23 protein-coding genes are annotated in these 17,987 nt (G+C 52.4%); 7 read left to right on the top strand and 16 right to left on the bottom strand.

Going from position 1 to position 17,987, the window contains the following annotated elements; genetic code table 11:
* Positions 1-40: 40 nt before the first annotated feature.
* Entirely contained in the window at positions 41-418 is a 378-nt protein-coding gene (locus LMH93_RS27195) for a hypothetical protein (protein ID WP_054894506.1), read from the bottom strand.
* Between the two features lie 88 nt (positions 419-506).
* Here LMH93_RS27195 and LMH93_RS27200 point away from each other — a divergent pair, with 88 nt between their 5' ends.
* A complete protein-coding gene (locus LMH93_RS27200; protein WP_143133189.1) occupies positions 507-845 on the top strand; it encodes a hypothetical protein in 339 nt (112 codons plus the stop codon).
* A gap of 12 nt (positions 846-857) precedes the next feature.
* On the opposite strand, the gene LMH93_RS27205 is transcribed toward LMH93_RS27200, so the two are convergent.
* The 13 genes from LMH93_RS27205 to LMH93_RS27265 all read right to left on the bottom strand — a co-directional run bounded on the left by LMH93_RS27205 (position 858) and on the right by LMH93_RS27265 (position 12,106).
* Complete coding sequence (locus LMH93_RS27205) at positions 858-1,211, bottom strand: hypothetical protein (protein WP_060495099.1); 354 nt, start codon at positions 1,209-1,211, stop codon at positions 858-860.
* 288 nt (positions 1,212-1,499) lie between these two features.
* On the bottom strand, positions 1,500-1,799 hold the full coding sequence (locus LMH93_RS27210) for a hypothetical protein (protein WP_023383616.1): 300 nt from the start codon (positions 1,797-1,799) through the stop codon (positions 1,500-1,502).
* A 194-nt stretch (positions 1,800-1,993) separates the two neighbouring features.
* The gene (locus LMH93_RS27215; protein WP_038410028.1) at positions 1,994-2,974 is read right to left on the bottom strand and encodes an IS5-like element ISPa16 family transposase; all 981 of its coding nucleotides are present in this window, start codon (positions 2,972-2,974) and stop codon (positions 1,994-1,996) included.
* 65 nt (positions 2,975-3,039) lie between these two features.
* Positions 3,040-3,465: a hypothetical protein gene (locus tag LMH93_RS27220; protein ID WP_023383615.1), complete on the bottom strand. Its 426-nt coding sequence runs from the start codon at positions 3,463-3,465 to the stop codon at positions 3,040-3,042.
* A 416-nt stretch (positions 3,466-3,881) separates the two neighbouring features.
* Complete coding sequence (locus tag LMH93_RS27225) at positions 3,882-4,133, bottom strand: hypothetical protein (protein ID WP_023383614.1); 252 nt, start codon at positions 4,131-4,133, stop codon at positions 3,882-3,884.
* 168 nt (positions 4,134-4,301) lie between these two features.
* Positions 4,302-5,699 carry a replicative DNA helicase gene (gene dnaB, locus LMH93_RS27230; protein WP_023383613.1) on the bottom strand — a complete coding sequence of 466 codons (1,398 nt, stop codon included), beginning with the start codon at positions 5,697-5,699 and terminating at the stop codon, positions 4,302-4,304.
* A gap of 58 nt (positions 5,700-5,757) precedes the next feature.
* Positions 5,758-7,287, bottom strand: coding sequence for a replicative DNA helicase (gene dnaB, locus LMH93_RS27235; RefSeq protein ID WP_054893890.1), 1,530 nt, complete (start codon positions 7,285-7,287; stop codon positions 5,758-5,760).
* 162 nt (positions 7,288-7,449) lie between these two features.
* A complete protein-coding gene (locus LMH93_RS27240) occupies positions 7,450-7,704 on the bottom strand; it encodes a hypothetical protein (protein WP_023383611.1) in 255 nt (84 codons plus the stop codon).
* A 210-nt stretch (positions 7,705-7,914) separates the two neighbouring features.
* Positions 7,915-8,442 (bottom strand): hypothetical protein, encoded by a 528-nt coding sequence (locus tag LMH93_RS27245; protein ID WP_023383610.1) that lies wholly within the window; start codon positions 8,440-8,442, stop codon positions 7,915-7,917.
* Between the two features lie 137 nt (positions 8,443-8,579).
* Positions 8,580-8,954, bottom strand: a complete 375-nt coding sequence (locus tag LMH93_RS27250; RefSeq protein ID WP_023383609.1) for a hypothetical protein — start codon at positions 8,952-8,954, stop codon at positions 8,580-8,582.
* Between the two features lie 372 nt (positions 8,955-9,326).
* Entirely contained in the window at positions 9,327-9,623 is a 297-nt protein-coding gene (locus tag LMH93_RS27255; RefSeq protein WP_176483539.1) for a hypothetical protein, read from the bottom strand.
* 522 nt (positions 9,624-10,145) lie between these two features.
* A complete protein-coding gene (locus LMH93_RS27260) occupies positions 10,146-11,534 on the bottom strand; it encodes a DEAD/DEAH box helicase (RefSeq protein ID WP_230065394.1) in 1,389 nt (462 codons plus the stop codon).
* Positions 11,531-12,106, bottom strand: coding sequence for a hypothetical protein (locus tag LMH93_RS27265; RefSeq protein WP_230065395.1), 576 nt, complete (start codon positions 12,104-12,106; stop codon positions 11,531-11,533). Before LMH93_RS27265 ends, LMH93_RS27260 begins: the two co-directional genes overlap by 4 nt.
* 102 nt (positions 12,107-12,208) lie before the next feature.
* Between LMH93_RS27265 and LMH93_RS27270 the strand changes: the two genes are divergently transcribed.
* A complete protein-coding gene (locus LMH93_RS27270; RefSeq protein ID WP_230065396.1) occupies positions 12,209-12,433 on the top strand; it encodes a helix-turn-helix domain-containing protein in 225 nt (74 codons plus the stop codon).
* Here LMH93_RS27270 and LMH93_RS27275 read toward each other — a convergent pair.
* Entirely contained in the window at positions 12,417-12,632 is a 216-nt protein-coding gene (locus LMH93_RS27275; protein ID WP_230065397.1) for a hypothetical protein, read from the bottom strand. The genes LMH93_RS27270 and LMH93_RS27275 overlap by 17 nt on opposite strands.
* 248 nt (positions 12,633-12,880) lie before the next feature.
* Here LMH93_RS27275 and LMH93_RS27280 point away from each other — a divergent pair, with 248 nt between their 5' ends.
* Genes LMH93_RS27280 through LMH93_RS27295 form a run of 4 tightly spaced genes read left to right on the top strand, consistent with a single transcriptional unit; the run spans position 12,881 to position 15,513 of the window.
* Entirely contained in the window at positions 12,881-13,459 is a 579-nt protein-coding gene (locus LMH93_RS27280; protein ID WP_230065398.1) for an ATP-binding protein, read from the top strand.
* 3 nt (positions 13,460-13,462) lie between these two features.
* On the top strand, positions 13,463-14,521 hold the full coding sequence (locus LMH93_RS27285) for an N-acetyltransferase (RefSeq protein ID WP_230065399.1): 1,059 nt from the start codon (positions 13,463-13,465) through the stop codon (positions 14,519-14,521).
* Positions 14,499-14,915, top strand: a complete 417-nt coding sequence (locus LMH93_RS27290) for an ASCH domain-containing protein (RefSeq protein ID WP_230065400.1) — start codon at positions 14,499-14,501, stop codon at positions 14,913-14,915. Before LMH93_RS27285 ends, LMH93_RS27290 begins: the two co-directional genes overlap by 23 nt.
* Before the next feature lies 1 nt (position 14,916).
* Positions 14,917-15,513, top strand: a complete 597-nt coding sequence (locus LMH93_RS27295; protein ID WP_230065401.1) for a GNAT family N-acetyltransferase — start codon at positions 14,917-14,919, stop codon at positions 15,511-15,513.
* Here LMH93_RS27295 and LMH93_RS27300 read toward each other — a convergent pair.
* On the bottom strand, positions 15,482-16,780 hold the full coding sequence (locus LMH93_RS27300; protein WP_230065402.1) for a hypothetical protein: 1,299 nt from the start codon (positions 16,778-16,780) through the stop codon (positions 15,482-15,484). The genes LMH93_RS27295 and LMH93_RS27300 overlap by 32 nt on opposite strands.
* 193 nt (positions 16,781-16,973) lie before the next feature.
* On the opposite strand from LMH93_RS27300, the gene LMH93_RS27305 reads away from it, so the two are divergent.
* Positions 16,974-17,912, top strand: a complete 939-nt coding sequence (locus LMH93_RS27305; RefSeq protein WP_230065403.1) for a helix-turn-helix domain-containing protein — start codon at positions 16,974-16,976, stop codon at positions 17,910-17,912.
* Positions 17,913-17,987: the final 75 nt, after the last annotated feature.

The following is a 17,987-nucleotide window of genomic DNA, read 5'->3' on the forward strand; positions in this document are numbered from 1 at the left end:
CCAACGGCCGAGCAAGGCAGGAGCAGCGGGTCTAGTGAGGTTAGCGGCTCGACTCGGCCATTTTACCAAGGTCACTGAGAATCTTCGGAACGACCACAGATAATTTGCCAGGCTTCAGTGCAGCGTCTCTGATCGTGGTGGCAACATCTTCGTCGCGCCAATAGTTCTCAACAATCGTCGCAGATGCTTCGGCCTGCCCGTAGACGTAATTATTGAGCAGGACCCCTGGCAGATGATCCAACACAAAACCCATTGCTACGCGCCCGTGCAGCTCAACGCAGGCCTCCAGCAGGGTTGTCATTTGATCAAAGCGCCCATCTTTCGCCAGCTCGCGTAGGGCTCCAAAAGCTGGCTCGCTGATGTGTTTGCCGTCCCAGCCTTGAAAAAACTCGGTAACGATCTCTTCTAACGCCCGCATCCTGCTGCCTCACTGAAATGGGTTAAATAGGGGTGAAAGCTGCCTATCTTATGCCTGAGAGCCCCGAAATTGCATTGACGGCAATTTCATGGCTTCCCTATGGTTCAAACGTTGTGTTGAGCAGGTCGAAAAAGCGATCCTTCTTGGCAACGTGTTCTGGCTGCTGCCTAACGATTCGCTCCAATGCCGAACGATGCTCAGGCGTTTTGCTGACAACCTGCTGAGCGTGTTTTTCTGCTCGATCAAGAGCGGCAGAATGGCTGATAGCAGCCTTGTCACCCGCGCTACACAACAGGCGATGCCAGAGGCTTCTGTAGCTCGTCTGAACCAAAGCCCATTTGTAAGCTGCCAGTGCGGCGCATACTTCGCCTTCAATGGGGTCTGTCGTGGATTGGCGCATAGTGGAATTGTCCGTTATCTGGGGTGATTGATGGCAGCGTTACGCCGCGAACATCGTCAGCGCCACTATGAACAGACCGCCAAGCGTGAATGCTTTGAGAAGCCAAAGAAACGCATTATCACTGGCGGCCTCTCCCCTCTCCAACGAGAAGAACGCAACGGCTTCAATTGCTACTAGCGCCGTAAAGGCAATCACCCTCACGCCGAAGGCATCAAAAATCGCCCAAACGACAAGGGCAATTAGCCAGAAAACTAGAATACCAGGTAACACAGGCACCTTCGTGCCGCCAATCCTAAAATTTGCTGATGACAAAGCGCCGGCTGATTTCAGGAGGGTTGCAAAGAAAAAATACAATGCAGCGGCTGCGAGCAGCACATAAGTAAGTTGGTTCAATTCGATTTAATTCCCGAAATACTACGGGCCATATATGACGCCAAGACAAAGAACAGTAACGCACTGATGTGCTCAGAACGGCTGTCAAGTGCTATCAGGATGAACCAGATCACGGCCGCACCGAAAAACGAAAGAACGCGATTTCTTGTCACTGGACGGGTTGGATCCATTTCTCTTCTCATACAGGTCCCTTATGGTTATGCGGGCGCGAAAATCACACCTGTCTCTACGGCCTCGGTCCCGGTTTATCAGGCCGGGGCTTGGGGTACACCTGAGCGTTTACCGTGATCAGTTCCTGGTGTTCGTTTTCAACACGGTTTGGATGGCATCAGCACTGAGTTGCGGCGCTCTCTGCCCCTCATCAACCATGAGATTTGGCCGCTCTGCCCGGGAGATCTGTACACGAAGCTGGTTGAGGGCATTGTCGATCTTCTGTTCAGCAGCTTTGAATTCTTTGTCGGACGCTTCCCCAGGCACGAAGGAAACGCTCTCGTGCCCCCAGCTCAGAATTAGCAAGTCGCGCAGGGTCAGCTTCACCGAAATTTCGGTGTCCAGGTCCGCTTCGGAATAGTTGTTCAGGGTACTCATCCACACTGTTCCTTTCCGGTGATGGTCGGGGTCATCGTAGGTCTTTAGGGAAGGTCTGAAGTAACCCTGTATTTCCGGTCGACTTCAGCCCTTGCTGCTTTTGAAAGCGGGCCGTCGATCAAAATCGACCAGGTAACCCGCTCAGTTCTCCGTTTTTGGCCGCCGCGAGCACCTCGCAGCAGCCATTTTCCGCATTACAGGTGCACCTGTCCTGCGGTAGTCAGCAAATGTCGGCGCGCCATCCATAGGTTCGACAGCGCGAACAGCGTCACCAGCTGAGCGGTGTTCTTGGCCAGGCCACGGAAGCGCACCTTCACGTAACCGAACTGGCGCTTGATCACTCGAAACGGGTGCTCGACCTTCGCTCGCACTTGTGCCTTGGCCTTCTCGATCTTGCGCTTGGCTTTGTACAGGGCGCTGCGTTTATCGAGCTTCTTGTAGGTGCTGCGGCGTGCTGCGACCTGCCAGATCACTTCGCGGCCCGCATGTTCGGGGCGCTTTTCGACGCCGGTGTAGCCGGCATCGGCGCAGACGACGTTCTCGTTACCGTGCAGCAGTTTGTCGACCTGGGTGATATCCGCCACGTTGGCTGCCGTGCCTACCACGCTGTGTACCAGCCCCGACTCATCATCCACGCCGATGTGCGCCTTCATGCCAAAGTAATACTGGTTCCCTTTCTTGCTCTGGTGCATTTCCGGGTCGCGCTTGCCGTCCTGGTTCTTGGTCGAGCTGGGTGCGTGGATCAGTGTGGCATCGACGATAGTGCCCTGGCGCAGCGACAGGCCGCGATCCCCCAGGTAGCCATTGATTACGCCGAGGATGCCGGCTGCCAGCTCATGTTTCTCCAGCAAACGACGGAAGTTGAGGATGGTGGTTTCGTCGGGAATGCGCTCCAGGCTCAGCCCGGCGAACTGACGCAGGATGGTCGTCTCGTAGAGCGCTTCTTCCATGGCCGGGTCGCTGTAGCCGAACCAGTTCTGCATCAGATGGATACGTAACATGGCCATCAGCGGATAGGCTGGACGACCACCTTCACCCTTTGGGTAGTGTGGCTCGATCAGGGCAATCAATCCCTTCCACGGCACCACCTGATCCATCTCGATCAGGAACAATTCCTTACGGGTCTGCTTGCGCTTGCCGGCGTACTCGGCGTCGGCGAAGGTCATCTGCTTCATGGAAAAACTCGGCTGGCGGGATCGGCGTATTTCACCAGATTCGGGAAGTCTTTTTCAGACCTTCCTTAGGTTTTTTCTTCAGTCTTCTGAAACTCTTCCAGTTTGAGACGCGCAGCTGCGTAGAAGCACAGGGCGCAAAGGCCCCCAGTGCCTCCCGCAAAAACTGCCAGTGAATCGATCATTGCGAGTGGAGTGCCGGCCAGCGGATGGAACGTCTTAGCAATCACAGCCATACCACCGGAAGCCAGGAGTACCCACGGCGCGACACGACAGATCATGGTCAGGCTGGCCTTGTGCTGTTCAATCGCCGCACTTTCCTCAGATTCGATGATCCTTACTGCAGCCACGTTGACATCGAGCTGCAGGCCCCATGCATGCTGGAGGACAGGGCTATTGTCCTCGGTAACCTTCGCTGCGATGTCGCGGGGGATCTGACCCTTACTTGCTACAGCTTCCACGACCGCCTGCTTCCAATCGGCGTACTCATTCATCGGTATTTTCCCTTCGACTTTGGGCGTTGACACCAAGTCGCTCAGTCACTCGGCATCGGCATGCGCGGAGTGCTTCGCGCAAAATGAAATCCAACGAAGCGTAACACGTACGCATAATACTAGTAAATTAAGTTGACGCCGGTGCAAGCGCATCGCATACGGCGCGGGTTGCGCTTTCACAAAACAGCTGCACGCGCAGACCGCCCGCCCAGGCTCCAGTCCAGGTAACCAGAGGAAACCGCCAACCATAAAAAACCCCAGCCTTGGCCGGGGTGGGTGAAGCGTTTACTGAAAGCTGACCACGCAACAGGGGTACTCGTCAGAGCTGCGTGCGGTGATGGCTAAGCGGAAAAGACCCTGGACATCAGTCTGCCGGGGTTTTCCTTTGATCAGGACCAGGACCTGCAGCCGAGGCTTCATTGGCGTGATGCCAGTTCAGCTCGGCGGGCGGCGGGCGAGGGAGTTTCTTTGATCAGGCGAGCAAGGAAGGCGGTGTAACTGGCCTGCTCGTTGATGTGCATGATGTGCTCTATAAAGTCTTTTCGCTTCCGCTCCAACCACTGCTCAGCTGCGACACCTTGGCAAGGAAGGCGCTGCGTGTAGAGGACGTAGTCGTCGAGAGCTACCTGTTGGGGCCAGGTCAGTTCAGATACGTTCAGGTTGTGCATGTGGCATCTCCAGGAGGATGTAGGCTTCGTATCCAGGAGATGCTCAACATTGAGCATGAAAGCAGCAGGGCATGATGAGCCGCACCCCTCCCGTCCTACCGCGATCATAGCGACCACGTTAGAGGGCGAGGCTGGGATAGCGGCTGGCACTAACTGATCATGGAGTCATCACTCATCATCGTCGAAGTTGTACATGCCCGGCGCGAGGTTCTCGAAGCGGGTGTACTTGCCGATGAACGCCAGCCGCACAAAGCCGATAGGGCCGTTACGCTGCTTGCCGATGATGATCTCAGCTACGCCCTTGTGCTCGGTCTCGGGGTGATACACCTCATCCCGGTAAACGAACATGATCACGTCGGCGTCCTGCTCGATCGCACCGGACTCACGCAAGTCGGAGTTCACTGGGCGCTTGTTCGGGCGCTGCTCCAGGGAGCGGTTCAACTGCGATAGGGCGATGACTGGGCAATTGAATTCCTTGGCCAGGGCCTTGAGGGAACGGGAGATCTCGGAAATCTCATTGGTCCGGTTGTCGCCGGCAGAGCCCGGGATCTGCATCAACTGCAGGTAGTCGACCATGATCATGCCAATCTCGCCGTGCTCACGGGCCAGGCGCCGGGTGCGCGCACGCATTTCCGAGGGGCTGATGCCGGCGGTGTCATCGATGAACAGCTTGCGGTTGTTGAGCAGGTTCACCGCTGAGGTCAGTCGCGGCCAGTCATCATCGTCGAGCTGGCCGGATCGCACCTTGGTCTGGTCGATGCGGCCGAGCGACGACAGCATACGCATGATCAGCGACTCACCTGGCATTTCGAGCGAGAACACCAGCACCGCCTTCTCGGACCGCAGCACAGCGTTCTCCACCAGGTTCATGGCGAAGGTGGTCTTGCCCATCGAAGGCCGGCCGGCAACGATGATCAGGTCGGCCGGCTGCAGGCCGCTGGTCTTCTCGTCCAGGTCGGTGAAGCCGGTAGAAACACCGGTGATGTCGCTGTCGGAGTTGAACAGCGTATCGATACGGTCGATGGCCATGGTCAGCAGGTCTTTGACACCCACCGGGCCGCCGGTTTTCGGCCGGGCTTCAGCGATCTGGAAAATCTGCCGTTCGGCTTCGTCGAGGATCTCCGCTGCATTCCGCCCTTCTGGATTGAAGGCACTGTCCGCGATGTCAGTGCTGATGCTGATCAGCTGGCGCAGGGTCGCCCGCTCGCGGATGATCGCAGCGTAGGCCTTGATGTTGGCCACGGACGGGGTGTTCTTTGCCAGCTCCGCCAGATAGGCCAGTCCGCCGACCTGGCTGCTCAGCCCCTCCTTGTCCAGACGCTCATGCAGCGTCACGATGTCAAAAGGCTCGTTCAGGTCGGCCAGCTTTTGAATGGCGCGGAAAATCAGCCGGTGATCGTGTCGGTAGAAGTCGCCATCAGAGACCTGATCGAGCACACGCTCCCAGGCGTTGTTATCGAGCATGAGACCACCGAGCACGGACTGCTCAGCCTCGATCGAATGCGGTGGCACCTTCAGCGAGGAGGTCTGTAGGTCAAGCTGCTCGGAAGCATAATCTTCGTTCATGTGGGCATCTTGTTGAGTGAGTGGGGAGCGCTACCGGTTGGCGAGGTGTCAGCGGGCTTCATGGCGGCTTTCTCGAACCTTTCCGGCGCCGCCCCCTGCCCTTGCCCTCGACCTTCTTGGAAGCCTCTTCTGCCAGCTTTTGCACCGGCATCCGACCAAGGCGAGAATGGGGATCAATCATCTCTACACCCATCTCTTGATCGGTGAAGTCGTGCGTGCCTGGCATTAAGTTGACGAAGCGTGTGTATCGCCCCTCAAAGCCAAGCCGCACAAAACCGGTCGGACCTTCACGCTGCTTGCCGATGATGATCTCGGCCGTACCAGCGAAGCGGGAGTCAGGGTTGTACACCTCATCCCGGTACACGAACAGGATCACATCCGCGTCCTGCTCAATTGCCCCGGATTCGCGCAGATCGGAGTTAACCGGGCGCTTGTCCTTGCGTTGTTCCACCGAGCGATTGAGCTGCGAGAGTGCAATCACGGGGCAATCAAATTCCTTGGCCAAAGCCTTTAGTGACCTGGAGATGGCCGAAATCTCGTTGGTACGATTGAGGCCGCCGTAGCCGGGGATTTGCATCAGCTGCAGATAGTCCACCATGATCAGGCCAATCTCGCCGTGCACACGCCGAAGCCTCCGCGTACGGCTGCGCATCTCCGAAGGGCTCAGCGCCGGCGTGTCGTCAATGAAGAAGCGATCGTTCTTGTTGAGCGCGTTGGCAGCCTTGGTCAGCTTGGTCCAGTCCTCGTTTAACAGCTTCCCGGATCGGACTCGCGACTGGTCAATGCCACCCATCGAGGAGAGCATGCGCGTTAGCAGTGCATCGCCAGGCATCTCCATGGAGTAGACCACGACCACTTTTTCCGACCGCAGAACGGCCTCTTCCACAATGTTCATGGCAAAAGTGGTTTTGCCCATGGATGGCCGGCCGGCCACGATGACCAGGTCAGCAGGCCGCAACAGACTCAGTTTGCTATTGAGGTCGACGAAGCCTGTCGACTGGCCCAGGGACTCAAGCCCTGACTCATGGGCGGTTTCGATCTTCTCGACGGCCTTCCTGAGCAGTGTGTCGATACCAACCGGCCCACCTTCCTTCGGCCGTTGACCGGCCACGGACAGCATTTTCGATTCGGCATCATGCACAAGATCTTCTGCAGATCGGCCATTCGGGGAGCTGGCGCCGTGCTCAATCTCCCCACAGACGCCAATGATCTTTCGGAACAGCGACCGCTCACTGACTACGCGGGCAAAAGACGCGATGTTGGCAACGGACGGAGTGTTATCGGAAAGCTCTTTAAGATAGGCCAACCCACCGGCGTTCGAGAGCTCCCCTGCTCTATCCAGTGCCTCTTGGGCTGTGACAACATCAAGCGCACGCCCCTCTTCAAGCAGCCTGGAAATAGCCTTGAAAATGAGCCTGTGGTCTGCGTGGAAAAAATCAGATTCGACCACCAGGTCCGAGACACGCACCCAGGCACGTGGCTCGTTCAGCAATCCGCCTAGAATGGCCTGCTCGGCTTCAACAGAATGCGGCAGCTCCCGACTGGGGGTCTGATCGTATTCAGCCGCTAGATGGATATGGTCGTTCAAGCCTCAGGCCTTACTCGTCGAAATGCTGGTGTGGATCGGGCTGCCAGCTGCAATCAGTACCCTTAGGTGGTCCTGACCTGCGCTGACAGCTGGTGTTTGGTCACGATGTTCGTTGTTTGGGGGCCTAGAACGCAACTACCACCCGCTGGGTGGCCGGCCGGATCAGAACGTCACTTCGATCAACGTTGCCCGCCCGGTGCGAGTTTGAAAGTCGCAAAGGCCAAACTGCACGAGCCGTGGCTGCCGGTGAGCGATGCAGGTAGCGACCTGGGCGCGGAATGCCGCCAACTCAAGCGGGAGCACTGATCGACCAGTAGCGGCCTGGATCTTATCGCGGAATTCCTGCAGCGCCGCCTCCAAGCCAGCATCATCGCCGTCCTGGCCTGAAGTTTCGGCACTCGGTTTTGGGATTGACATTCAAACTCTCCAGGGGGGCCGTGCGCTGACATGCGCAGTTGCGGATTACAACCGCAAGGTCGTAACACGCAACTATAATCCTGAAAGATTTACTCAATGTCAAACGGCATAGAAGGTTACGCAGACGACCTGTAAAGCACTGAATATCCTATATTTTCAGTGAAAACATGAGATCTTCATGACTGACGAAAATACAGAGCAAAGGAAGAATTAAAGTGCTTCCGCGAATTCGACATCGAGTCCTTTTGAATGGCTGCCCAACAGCTCTTGGATGTCCGCAGTAATGCCGGTCTCGGTCTCGAAGGGAGGCGCTGGCTCAACCCAGCTGTACTGGGGCCCAGCCAACTGCCGTGCTGTCTCTTTGTTCGACAGGGTTGAGCGCCAGCGCAAAATCAAGTACTCCTCGACTTCCTTTCGCCCAAACGGGATTGCGCAGAAGGACAGCTCATAGTTGCTGGAATATGTGCTGATCAAGCCCTTTTTGTCGCTGGCGCAAAGGCCAAACAAAGCACAAGTTTTTTTGGCGAATGAATGATTCTTAAAATTCGTCAGGTCACTCATCCTGGCTCGTAGGGCCGAACTCTCGCCCACATAGACTGGAGACTGGCCCTTCCATATCACGTAGACCCCAGCGTCACGTGTGATGTCCTTCTTCCAGTCGACATGGCCAGCCAATACACGCCGCGGGGCTGAGATCATCGTTGCCTCGTAGTGACGCAGTTGCTCCTGGGTGTTCAAGTGCTTTTGCTCCTAGATGCCGCCTTCGTAGGGTCCGAGTTCAGTCACCCGGTGTTGCCGGTGAATTCTGACTGAAAATTGCGCAAGACTCACTATTGATTTCGGCACCTAGGTAGCCATTGAGCACACTAGCTCCGTTAGCTCATTTTAATTTCATTTTGATTCCGACTACGTCTTATCCGCCACTTTTTAAGGGCAGCAAAAACATCACACACCATCCCATGCCAGATCAAAGCCATGATTATCAGTGTGAAATAATCCGGCGCACCCTCTAACTCGGCGAGGCTATGCAGATCGATCGGCTCCGCAGTGGAGAAGATCTTGCCAACTACTGACACCACAAAAAGAATTACAAATAATACCGCAGCAGAACGCAATAAGCTCAAAATCGTTAGTACAACAAACATTACCAGTGCTTTGAGCGTGATAACGGTGAAGAACCGAGGGCGCTCACAAACGCCAAGCCAGTTTGTCTTCCAGCCAGAATTACCGTTCTTGAATTTTCTATTCATCTCGATTCAACCTGTACTAATTGCTTGGGCTGGAGGGAGTGCGCGAGGCAGAAACAGCATCAATGCCTAGTGCAACCTCATTCTGCGCTTGGGATGACTGCTCAACTGCACTTCCAGCATCACACCACTGGCGATCTACGCCAGAGCAGCCTGTGACTCCTGTCCGCTTCTTCTTGAATCCGAACCCATGCCCTGTGGCCAGGTGTACAAACGGCAATGCCGCCCAGTACCCAACGACAAGCGATGCCGCCTTAGCGGTAAGCCCGGGCAACGTGTATGCGAATGAGCTCGCAGAAAAAGCTGCGATGCAGATGGCGCCAACCACGTAGTTGCGCCGAATTTGATTTTGGGCGGGCTGCTGGCCAGACGGAATCATGGTGCCCCCTTGAAAGCTTCGGCCTGACGCTCGACTAGCGCGCAGCGCTCCTTGACCCACTCTAGATCTCTAATGCGGATGTCCTGCGCGCTTCGGTTGGCATTCACCAGGAGACGATTTGCGCATTTCGACTCACGGGTCGCCGCCTCAATTTCCTCAGGTGTCGCAGATGAAAAATCAGTTCTCAGCTTGCTCAAACCTAGGCCGCTATAGGCCAGCGGTCCTCCGATCAGAGCGAGCAACGCTACGCCCCAGTAAACCGCACGCCTGCGGGTGTTTTTTTCTGAACTCACCAAGGATCTCCCGGACATGGCTCGCTTGCCGGACTGAAAAATAACACATAACGCGTACAGATAACTCTTCAGTATTGAATTACCTTGTCACACCCCCCCCTCAGTCGTATGCGTGGCGACCCTCGTTAAGGGACCATCGTCAACTCCGCCCCAGGCTCTTCACTCTCCTGACGCTTCCTCTTAAAGTGGGCGTTCAGTTGCGCTATGAAACAGGTGCCCTGGTGCGCATCAGTTGCTCGCAGATCTCCATCATTTGGGAACGCAATGGATCAGAAGTCTTATTCATACCTGAGCATCACGGCAAATCAAAAACTTCATAAAAATCAACAAGTAATGTAAAAATATTTTACAGATTTCCCTCAGAATGTGAAGACATCACTAGCCTTAACACAGAATTTTTTACGTTTTTTCCTTTTGCTCGACGCCATTTTACATCCTCAGCTCTCTAGCAGCTGGTAGAAAAACAGGCAGACGCTTAAACCCTTTATGAAAAGTAGTTCTTAAAAATCCTAACGCGTCGCTTCAAAAAATAGATAATAATTCTGTCCGATAATTCGTAGAAGCATCCAACATATAGTGTGACTTAGTCGTCCACATCGGCATCGCACTCATCCATTCCTGCCCCTCGCGCTCTTGGGTCACCGAATCCCCAGCAACATTACTGACTAACTGCAAAGCCTTGTTATCGCGGGAGTCTTCCAAGACCTTGCCAACTAGCTCATCCGCAAGACTAATAACGGCCAGGTCCTCCGGCAGATCGTCTGAAATGCGCTTGGAATATTCAAACAATGCAGGTTCGGCCATTACATACAGCCAAGCTTGGTCATCACTTGAGCCCATACGACGAAGAATCCGCCCCAAAACCTGGCGATAGTGTAGCTCCGTCCGAATTCGACTAAGATAACAGCAAACCTGAAGACGAGGTATATCAGTCCCTTCGCTTACCATGCCTACGGCAACAATCCAAACCCCATGCCCTTGTCGAAACTTATTGATAGTTTGCTGGGCATATCCAGTTTTAGTAGTTACGATACAACAGCTTTCTCCCATACTTGAGAGTACTGTCGCAATTTCTTTAGCATGCTCAACATTCGAAGCTACAACTAACCCTCCAGCCTGAGGGCAGCGCACTCTAATAGAGTTAAGCTTCTCGATAGATAACCCAAGAATATATCTCACCACATGTGGGTCACGTAAAACGTCTTCAAAGCAGAAAGGAGAGCTCTCCAGTAGCTGTGCGATGCCGTTATAATGGGTGGTGCCGCCATGCCCACCCCCACTTCTCGTAACCTTGAAAATATGGTTATCTACTAAAGTTATCCTTGGCGCCCTACAGACCCTATCGACAACTGCTTGACTTAAACTGTAATGGTAATCTCGCTTTATCCTGCCTTCATCTGATGAATAGCGCGCTAATGCTATAGCCCTCTCATCAGAGCGCCAAGGCGTACCAGAAAGGGCCAGAGTCATTCGAGCATTATTTCTTATTTTCGAAACAATTGTATTGCCCCAACTATTTCCCGTCGCGCTATCAAAACCGGCGCAGTGGTGAATCTCATCAAAGACTGCCAAGACCCTATACTGGCTGAACAAGCTCCAGAAGCTCTCGCCTTTGGATTCCATAGCTTGATATGTCGTGACATCGCCAACAGCACCAACATATCCATCCATACGCCTTTTAAGTACTTCGGTAAATGTTTTTCGAATTCCTTCAACTACCTGGCACGACGGAGCAAAGCAAAGCACAAGATCAATTTCATCTAAATCGATTAACCTTCGAGTCAGCTCTGCAGCCATTTTCGTTTTTCCGGCACCAGGAGTAGCTTGGCAGAAGAAATGCCGATGGTACTTATAGTGATTGATCGCTTTATCAATACATGCAACCTGCCAATGCCGCAACCCAGCGCTCATCCGATCCCCAAAGTTTTCAAAGTTTTTTCCATAGCCCGAAGATGACCAAGTAGACGAGAGCTTCGATCTCTTGCCTCAACATAGTCATTTTCCAGCTTAGGCTGGAGATGAGGCATATCGTCGAGCAACTGTTTATAACGCTCTGCCTCCCCCATTGAAGTTAGGAAGTCCAAGCGTGCCTCTTTTACCATCCCCTGTAAATTCTGGGTTGTTCGAGCGTCCGGTACGTCGTCCCGACAACTCTTAGACGTGTCGTTATTTGGCTGGTTGGTAGCTGCAGTACCAAGGTAACCCTCTTCGACTAAGTGAAGGCTCACCGATGAAGGGAGATTTCCAAGGTGGTAGACCTGGTCACGACCTTTCACCTCTGGATCACGAGTGATCCAGCCTACTCGCTGTAGACGAATCAGCTGCCTGAAGATGTAGCGGCGCAAGTCCGAAGCCAATTCTCTGGGGACGGCATACGCACTAGCGTATGCATCCCGCAGGCCACGAGGGGTGAACCGCTCAAACTCGGCTCTTTGCAGAAGCTCGTGGATGCGCCTGTCAAGAGAGAAAGAAGGCGATTTCATACGGGCACCTGGATAGCCTTACTGCGACAATTGCGGATTATAATCCGTCGCAGAGCATGCCGCAAACGCTGATAGTCCCGCCTCATGTACACCGAGGCGGATATGCAGACACTGGCAAGGGCTCTGGGACGGAATGTCCGGGAGCAGAGACTTTTGGCAGGAATTTCTCAGGATGCTTTAGCCTTTGCGTGCCAGATGGATCGAAGCTACATCGGTCGGATTGAGAGAGGTGAGGTAAATCTGACCATCGAGAAGCTTTATCGGATCGCTCATCAGCTAAATTGCCCTCCTCAGCAGCTTTTGCCGCCACTCACGCCCAACAGCTAAGCTCCGCCTGGAGCAGCCCATCAAGCGCATCATCTGCCATCTTCGCTTCGGCTGGGATTTCTTCATCTGCCGCGCTCGCGGCTTCGATCAGGTTCATCCATACGTATTGCGGATTTCTGTGATCGCCAATCAATGAATTGAGCCGTGCGTGCCGCGGATATCTGCCTCGGCTTTCCGCTGGCCTGCGGATAGGGTTCAATCAGCGCTCTCCTTTAGCTAGAGTGCACGCGTATCGAATTTGGATCCTAAGCCTCCCATCAGCTCTCAAAGTCCAAAAGGCGCATCCGCTACGCTCCTCGCGCTTCAAGACCCAAAGCGTCGTAGGCCTGCGCTCACCCCAAGCAACATCGTGAACTATCCAAAAAGCTGAGCGATTAATATACGATTAGATCTATAGCCATCGTTATTCCTGATTTTATAATTAGGTAGAACAAAAGGCTATATATTATGATTTTCCAGACTAAGGAAGCGGACGTGATATTCGTTGCGGGAATTCATGGATCGGGCAAAACGACTTTCTGCTCTGGCCTATCGAAGGCTTTAGGGGTACCTACCTACTCCGCGAGCACCCTCATAAAGGCATGGAGTAAGGATCAGTCATGGAGCGAGGACAAGAGAGCACGTAAAATTAGAGAAAACCAACACGCTCTGATTTCTGCTGTGAACGCTGTGAAACGCCATACCCCATTCTTCATACTCGACGGTCATTTCGTACTACTCAGCAGTGATGGATCAGCCACAAACATAGACTCAAAGGTTTTTGACGAACTGCAAATCACCGGCACCATCCTAGTTCAGTCGGCACCTGAGGTTGTGGCCGAACGACTGACCTCGCGAGACAGGGCAACCTGGAAAATCCCTTTAATAGTTGAGCTAATGAACGCGGAGAGGGGGCAGGCAATCAAATACTGCTTATCTAGAGGAATCCCTTACGTGATTCGTAATGGCGATACGCCACTTGACATGGACGATGGTTTTCTGTACGAAGTATCAGCATGGCCAAAAAACGTCAGTCCAAGGAGCTAGGGATTGAAAAGCCTCAAATATGAAAAATTCAGTAATATAGATATTTCTGACGACTTCTTTTCTTCGTTGAAATCAGATTACACCGAGTTTGAAGAGTGGTTCCAAAGAAAGGCCCAAGACGACGCCGAAGCCTACGTTTTTTTCAACTCTCGCAAGCGCCTTGATGGTTTCCTCTACCTCAAAAGAGAGGATCAACCCGACGACAAGATTTCGCCGCCACTGCCAAGCGGACTTAGCGTAAAAGTCGGGACGTTAAAAATTAACGCACATGGCACCAAGCTTGGTGAACGTTTTTTAAAAAAAGCCTTCGACCATGCGATGATTGAATGTGCCGACTACATGTACGTTACCATTTTTGAAAAACATAGCGGCTTAATTTCATTGATTGAGCGCTATGGCTTTGTTTTACACGGGAGCAAAACTGGGAAAAACGGCACTGAAAACGTTTATATCCGAGAACTCAAAACACTAACTGGCGATGTGACCAAGGACTTCCCCCATTTCAGCATTGCTGGCCGCAAACACTATTTGCTAGCCATCTACCCGGAGTACCACTCCTCTTTCCTCCCTGACTCCATCTTAAACAACGAAAACCACGATATTGTTCAGGATGTGTCACACACCAACAGCATTCACAAGGTTTACATCTCAGGAATCTCACGGACCAAGGTAATGAAACCAGGCGATACGGTCGCCATTTATCGAACATCCGACGGGAAGGGAAAGGCGTTTTATCGATCTGTGGTTTCTTCAATTGGAGTAGTAGAGGAAGTTCGACAGATAAAATCTTTCGCCACTGAGTCTCAATTCATTAAATACACCAAGCCTTACAGTATATTCACTACTGAGCAATTAAAAGAATATTTTACTAATAAACAAAGATCGTATATAATACGCTTTACATATAGTGCCGCCCTGAAAAAAAGAATTATTCGCGGCCGCCTCATTGAGGAATGCAATATTAGCACCCGGACCAGATGGGACTTTATTGCTCTCAACGAAACTCAAATTAGGTGGATCGCGGAAAAGGGCGAAATCAATGAAAGTATTATTATCGATTAAACCTGAATACGCCCGAAAAATCTTAAGCGGCGAGAAGAAATTTGAATTCAGAAAAGTGGGATTTAACGATAGCAGCGTTAGTACAGTTATTATTTACGCCACCAAACCTGTTGGAAAGCTTGTTGGCGAGTTCGAAATTCTTCGAATCCTCGTTGACTCACCCTCTAAAATTTGGGAGCGCACTAAAAAACACGCAGGTATCGATAGACATTTCTTCGACTCGTATTATCACGGCAAAGAACAAGCTGTGGCGATCGCCGTTGGAGAGGTTAAACAATACGCAGAGCCAAAATGTCTTTCCGAACTAGGGGTCGGCACTACTCCACCTCAGTCCTTCAGATATATTAAAAGTGATGACTTCGCCAGGCATAAGCAGCGAGAGCTCGAGGTGTAGCATGGTGAATCAACCATCACTTGATACCAGCTCGGATTTGCGTCTGCTTTTGAATTCGACCAAGATTATTGATCGAGACTTCATAATTGCGAATCCTGAGTCTTTTTCTCAAACAGGGGATTTTATAAGAACTTCTCTATTCGGACTCTCCGGATACTATCCGCTTTTCGATCAGTGGCTGGAGTCCAAAGTATTGCCAGGAATACTGTCTGGCGAAAGAAGTATCTTAGTGGAACATTATCGGCGCCGCTTTTCGGGTCTGGCGATAGTAAAGGACGACGGGATTGAACAAAAGCTTTGTTGCTTGCGAGTCATGCCTGAGTTCCAAGGCTCTGGCGCCGGGCTTCGACTCTTCGAGCGAGCATTTGAACACTTAGAAAACGATATGCCACTTCTCTCCATAGCAGAAGAGCAAAGAGACACTTTTAAAAAGCTTTTCTCTCACTACGGCTTTGAATTGGCTAAGGAATATAAGAATTACTATAGGCCATTGAAAGACGAACTTAGCTTCAATGGCCTAATTGAGCCTAAATTTACCCCAGTGCCTAGCAGTTCCAGAATGTCCCCTAGCGGGTTAATTCTTCCAACAAAGCGGTAAGCTTAGGCCGAACAGAATTCCAAAGATAACGTATAAATGGCATAACGCCGATAATTACAACACCACAGACAATGTATGTTGTTAGAAGACTGTATTTACGCGAACAGTTGACACTCTCAGGCGGAGAATCGACAAACGCGCAGACTGTCCCAATGTCCCATATGCCACTTCCGGCCGCTCCGAAGAGAATTACCAAGAAAATGAACCTGGCGATCGACCAATAATTTGAACGCAGTTTGGTAAAGCGTCCTAAAACCACCAGATCTTTCGCGTAAGAACCTTCCTCTTTCCCAGCCGAAGCGGTCCACTGATACCCCAAATAATTCCTTACATTATTTGAGTCGGATATGGCGACGGAGCTATCCAGACGAATGTATTCGTTCCAGACGTCTTCATCCATCAGTGACCGATATCCCTTATAATAATTGGTTACCGACGCGCACTCTTCATCTCTCAACGTGGTAAGAAAGCAGTGAATCCTTTCAAACTTTGGGAACGACAGCGGCACATTTGTGCTTATTAGCTCTTCAGGCACACCACGCAAAACATTGATACGAAAATCAATGATTCTTGTTTCATTCGTCGAACTAATAAGCGCTCGATCCTTCTGATTAAACTTAACCGAATAAACTGATGGCGGTATATTTCTTATGCGAAAGCGGATATATGCAGATTTTCGCCTGTCGTCTTCCTTCACCGCATCTTGATTCATCTCGGGAAGCTTTACCACCAGCCGACTGCAGCTTCCGCCCTCACTCCAGTAGGTTCGCTCGATATTAAACGAGTTCGAATTTAGCCTCAAAAGCGAAAATGGTTTGTGATCGAGACCATCTTTCCTAAAGCTAATATTTGCGAAATTTCCTTCCGCAAAACCATCGTAATGGACAACCTCATTGAAGATGGCGGCGACGCTTTTCTCGCCATTCAACCGGGACCCTAGGTCACTGACATGCTTTTCATCAAGCAGCCATGGAAGATCGACCACAACGGCTTCAACGTCCGCACGCATCCCGACCATAACGCCGATATCGAGAAAAGGCGAAAAGTGCCCTTGCCCTGTCTCCCAGAGGTTGACATGCAACTCATCTTTTCGGGCCGCGTGTAAATGAAGCGGTAGTGGTCCAGGGCTCGCGTCTTTTGAGTCCGTATTCTCAACTTCGGTAGTGACCACTGTCCCAGTTACGCTCTGGGCCTCGGCTACCACTGCCGGGCTGTCCTTTTTTTTAAGGAGATAGCGAACCAAAATACCGGAAAATGAATGGTTCAAAGGGTCCTTCCTGAGATGACGCAAGGTTCTAAAGGATACATCATATCGGGCCCGTCTTCACAGGACGAGACCAGCCTGTGCGCGGGCACCGTTCCGTCAGACTAGATGGCCCGCGGCAGCGGTACACTGACATGCACGCGATCAGGTTTCTTCGGACCAAGGTCGATGATACCCTCGTATCCGTGAGGTACCTATGGCACAGCAATCTCCTCCCCTGACCGTGACATCGAGCGACCACTCGGATGAGTGGCAAGCACTTACTGATGCCACCTACGGCCCTACCCGTCAATTGCTTGGAGGCGGTACTTTTGAGGGTCAATTGCGCGAGCGTCTGTTGGGTACCCTTCAGCTAACCCACATTGCCTCGACCCCGATCCAATACCGTCGCGATCGACAGTCTGCATTCACAGACAATTTTTTCATTTCCCTCAACCTCTGCAGAGAAGCACATCTAGAGCAGCTCGGTCGGACATCAATTCAATCTCCAGGTGACATCGTTATGTATGACGGTGCCCTCCCCTATGCATGCTCCTTCCCCCAGGGTGATGATCAAGTCGTTCTGTCTGTGCCCCGAGCTCTGCTGCTTCAGCATATTGCTGGAGCGGAGCGAATCGTGGGGCTGACCTTATCCGGTTCAAGTCCGCTTGCGTCTATTGCCGGCACCATGATGCAACAGGCGTTGGCTGCAGGTCTGTTGCCCAAAGGAGCTGCCCACAAACTCGCCGGCTCGATGCTGGATGTGCTCGCGAATGCCTTCGAACTCTCCTTCACCCCCGACTTAGATGCCGGAAGCCGTCGTGAAGAGCAGCTGGCTCAGATCAAGCAGTTGATCATCTCCAACCTGGCTGATCACCACCTATCCCTTGAGAACTTGGCGCAGATCGCTCATACGTCCCCGCGAACCGTCAGCCGGCTGTTCGCCGCTGAGGGAACAACATTTGCTCGCTGGTTGTGGCAGCAACGTTTAGATGCCTGCCACCAGGCGCTACTAAGGGGCTCATACGGGAGCGTGACCGAGGTTGCGTTGACCTTCGGTTTTTCCAACCCCGCGCATTTCAGCCGAGCATTTCGTCAAACGTATGGCATACCACCCAGCGAGCTTTTGCACAGCCGAGCACGACAGACCGGATGAGCAAAACGCTTGGCCGGCAAGGTCAAGCAATACCCTCTCTCGCGGTAGATCATGACCTCCATTTCTTGCAAAGAG

Origin of the sequence: Pseudomonas sp. CIP-10 (assembly GCF_020911845.1) — a bacterium.
GTDB classification, from domain to species: Bacteria; Pseudomonadota; Gammaproteobacteria; order Pseudomonadales; family Pseudomonadaceae; genus Aquipseudomonas; species Aquipseudomonas alloputida.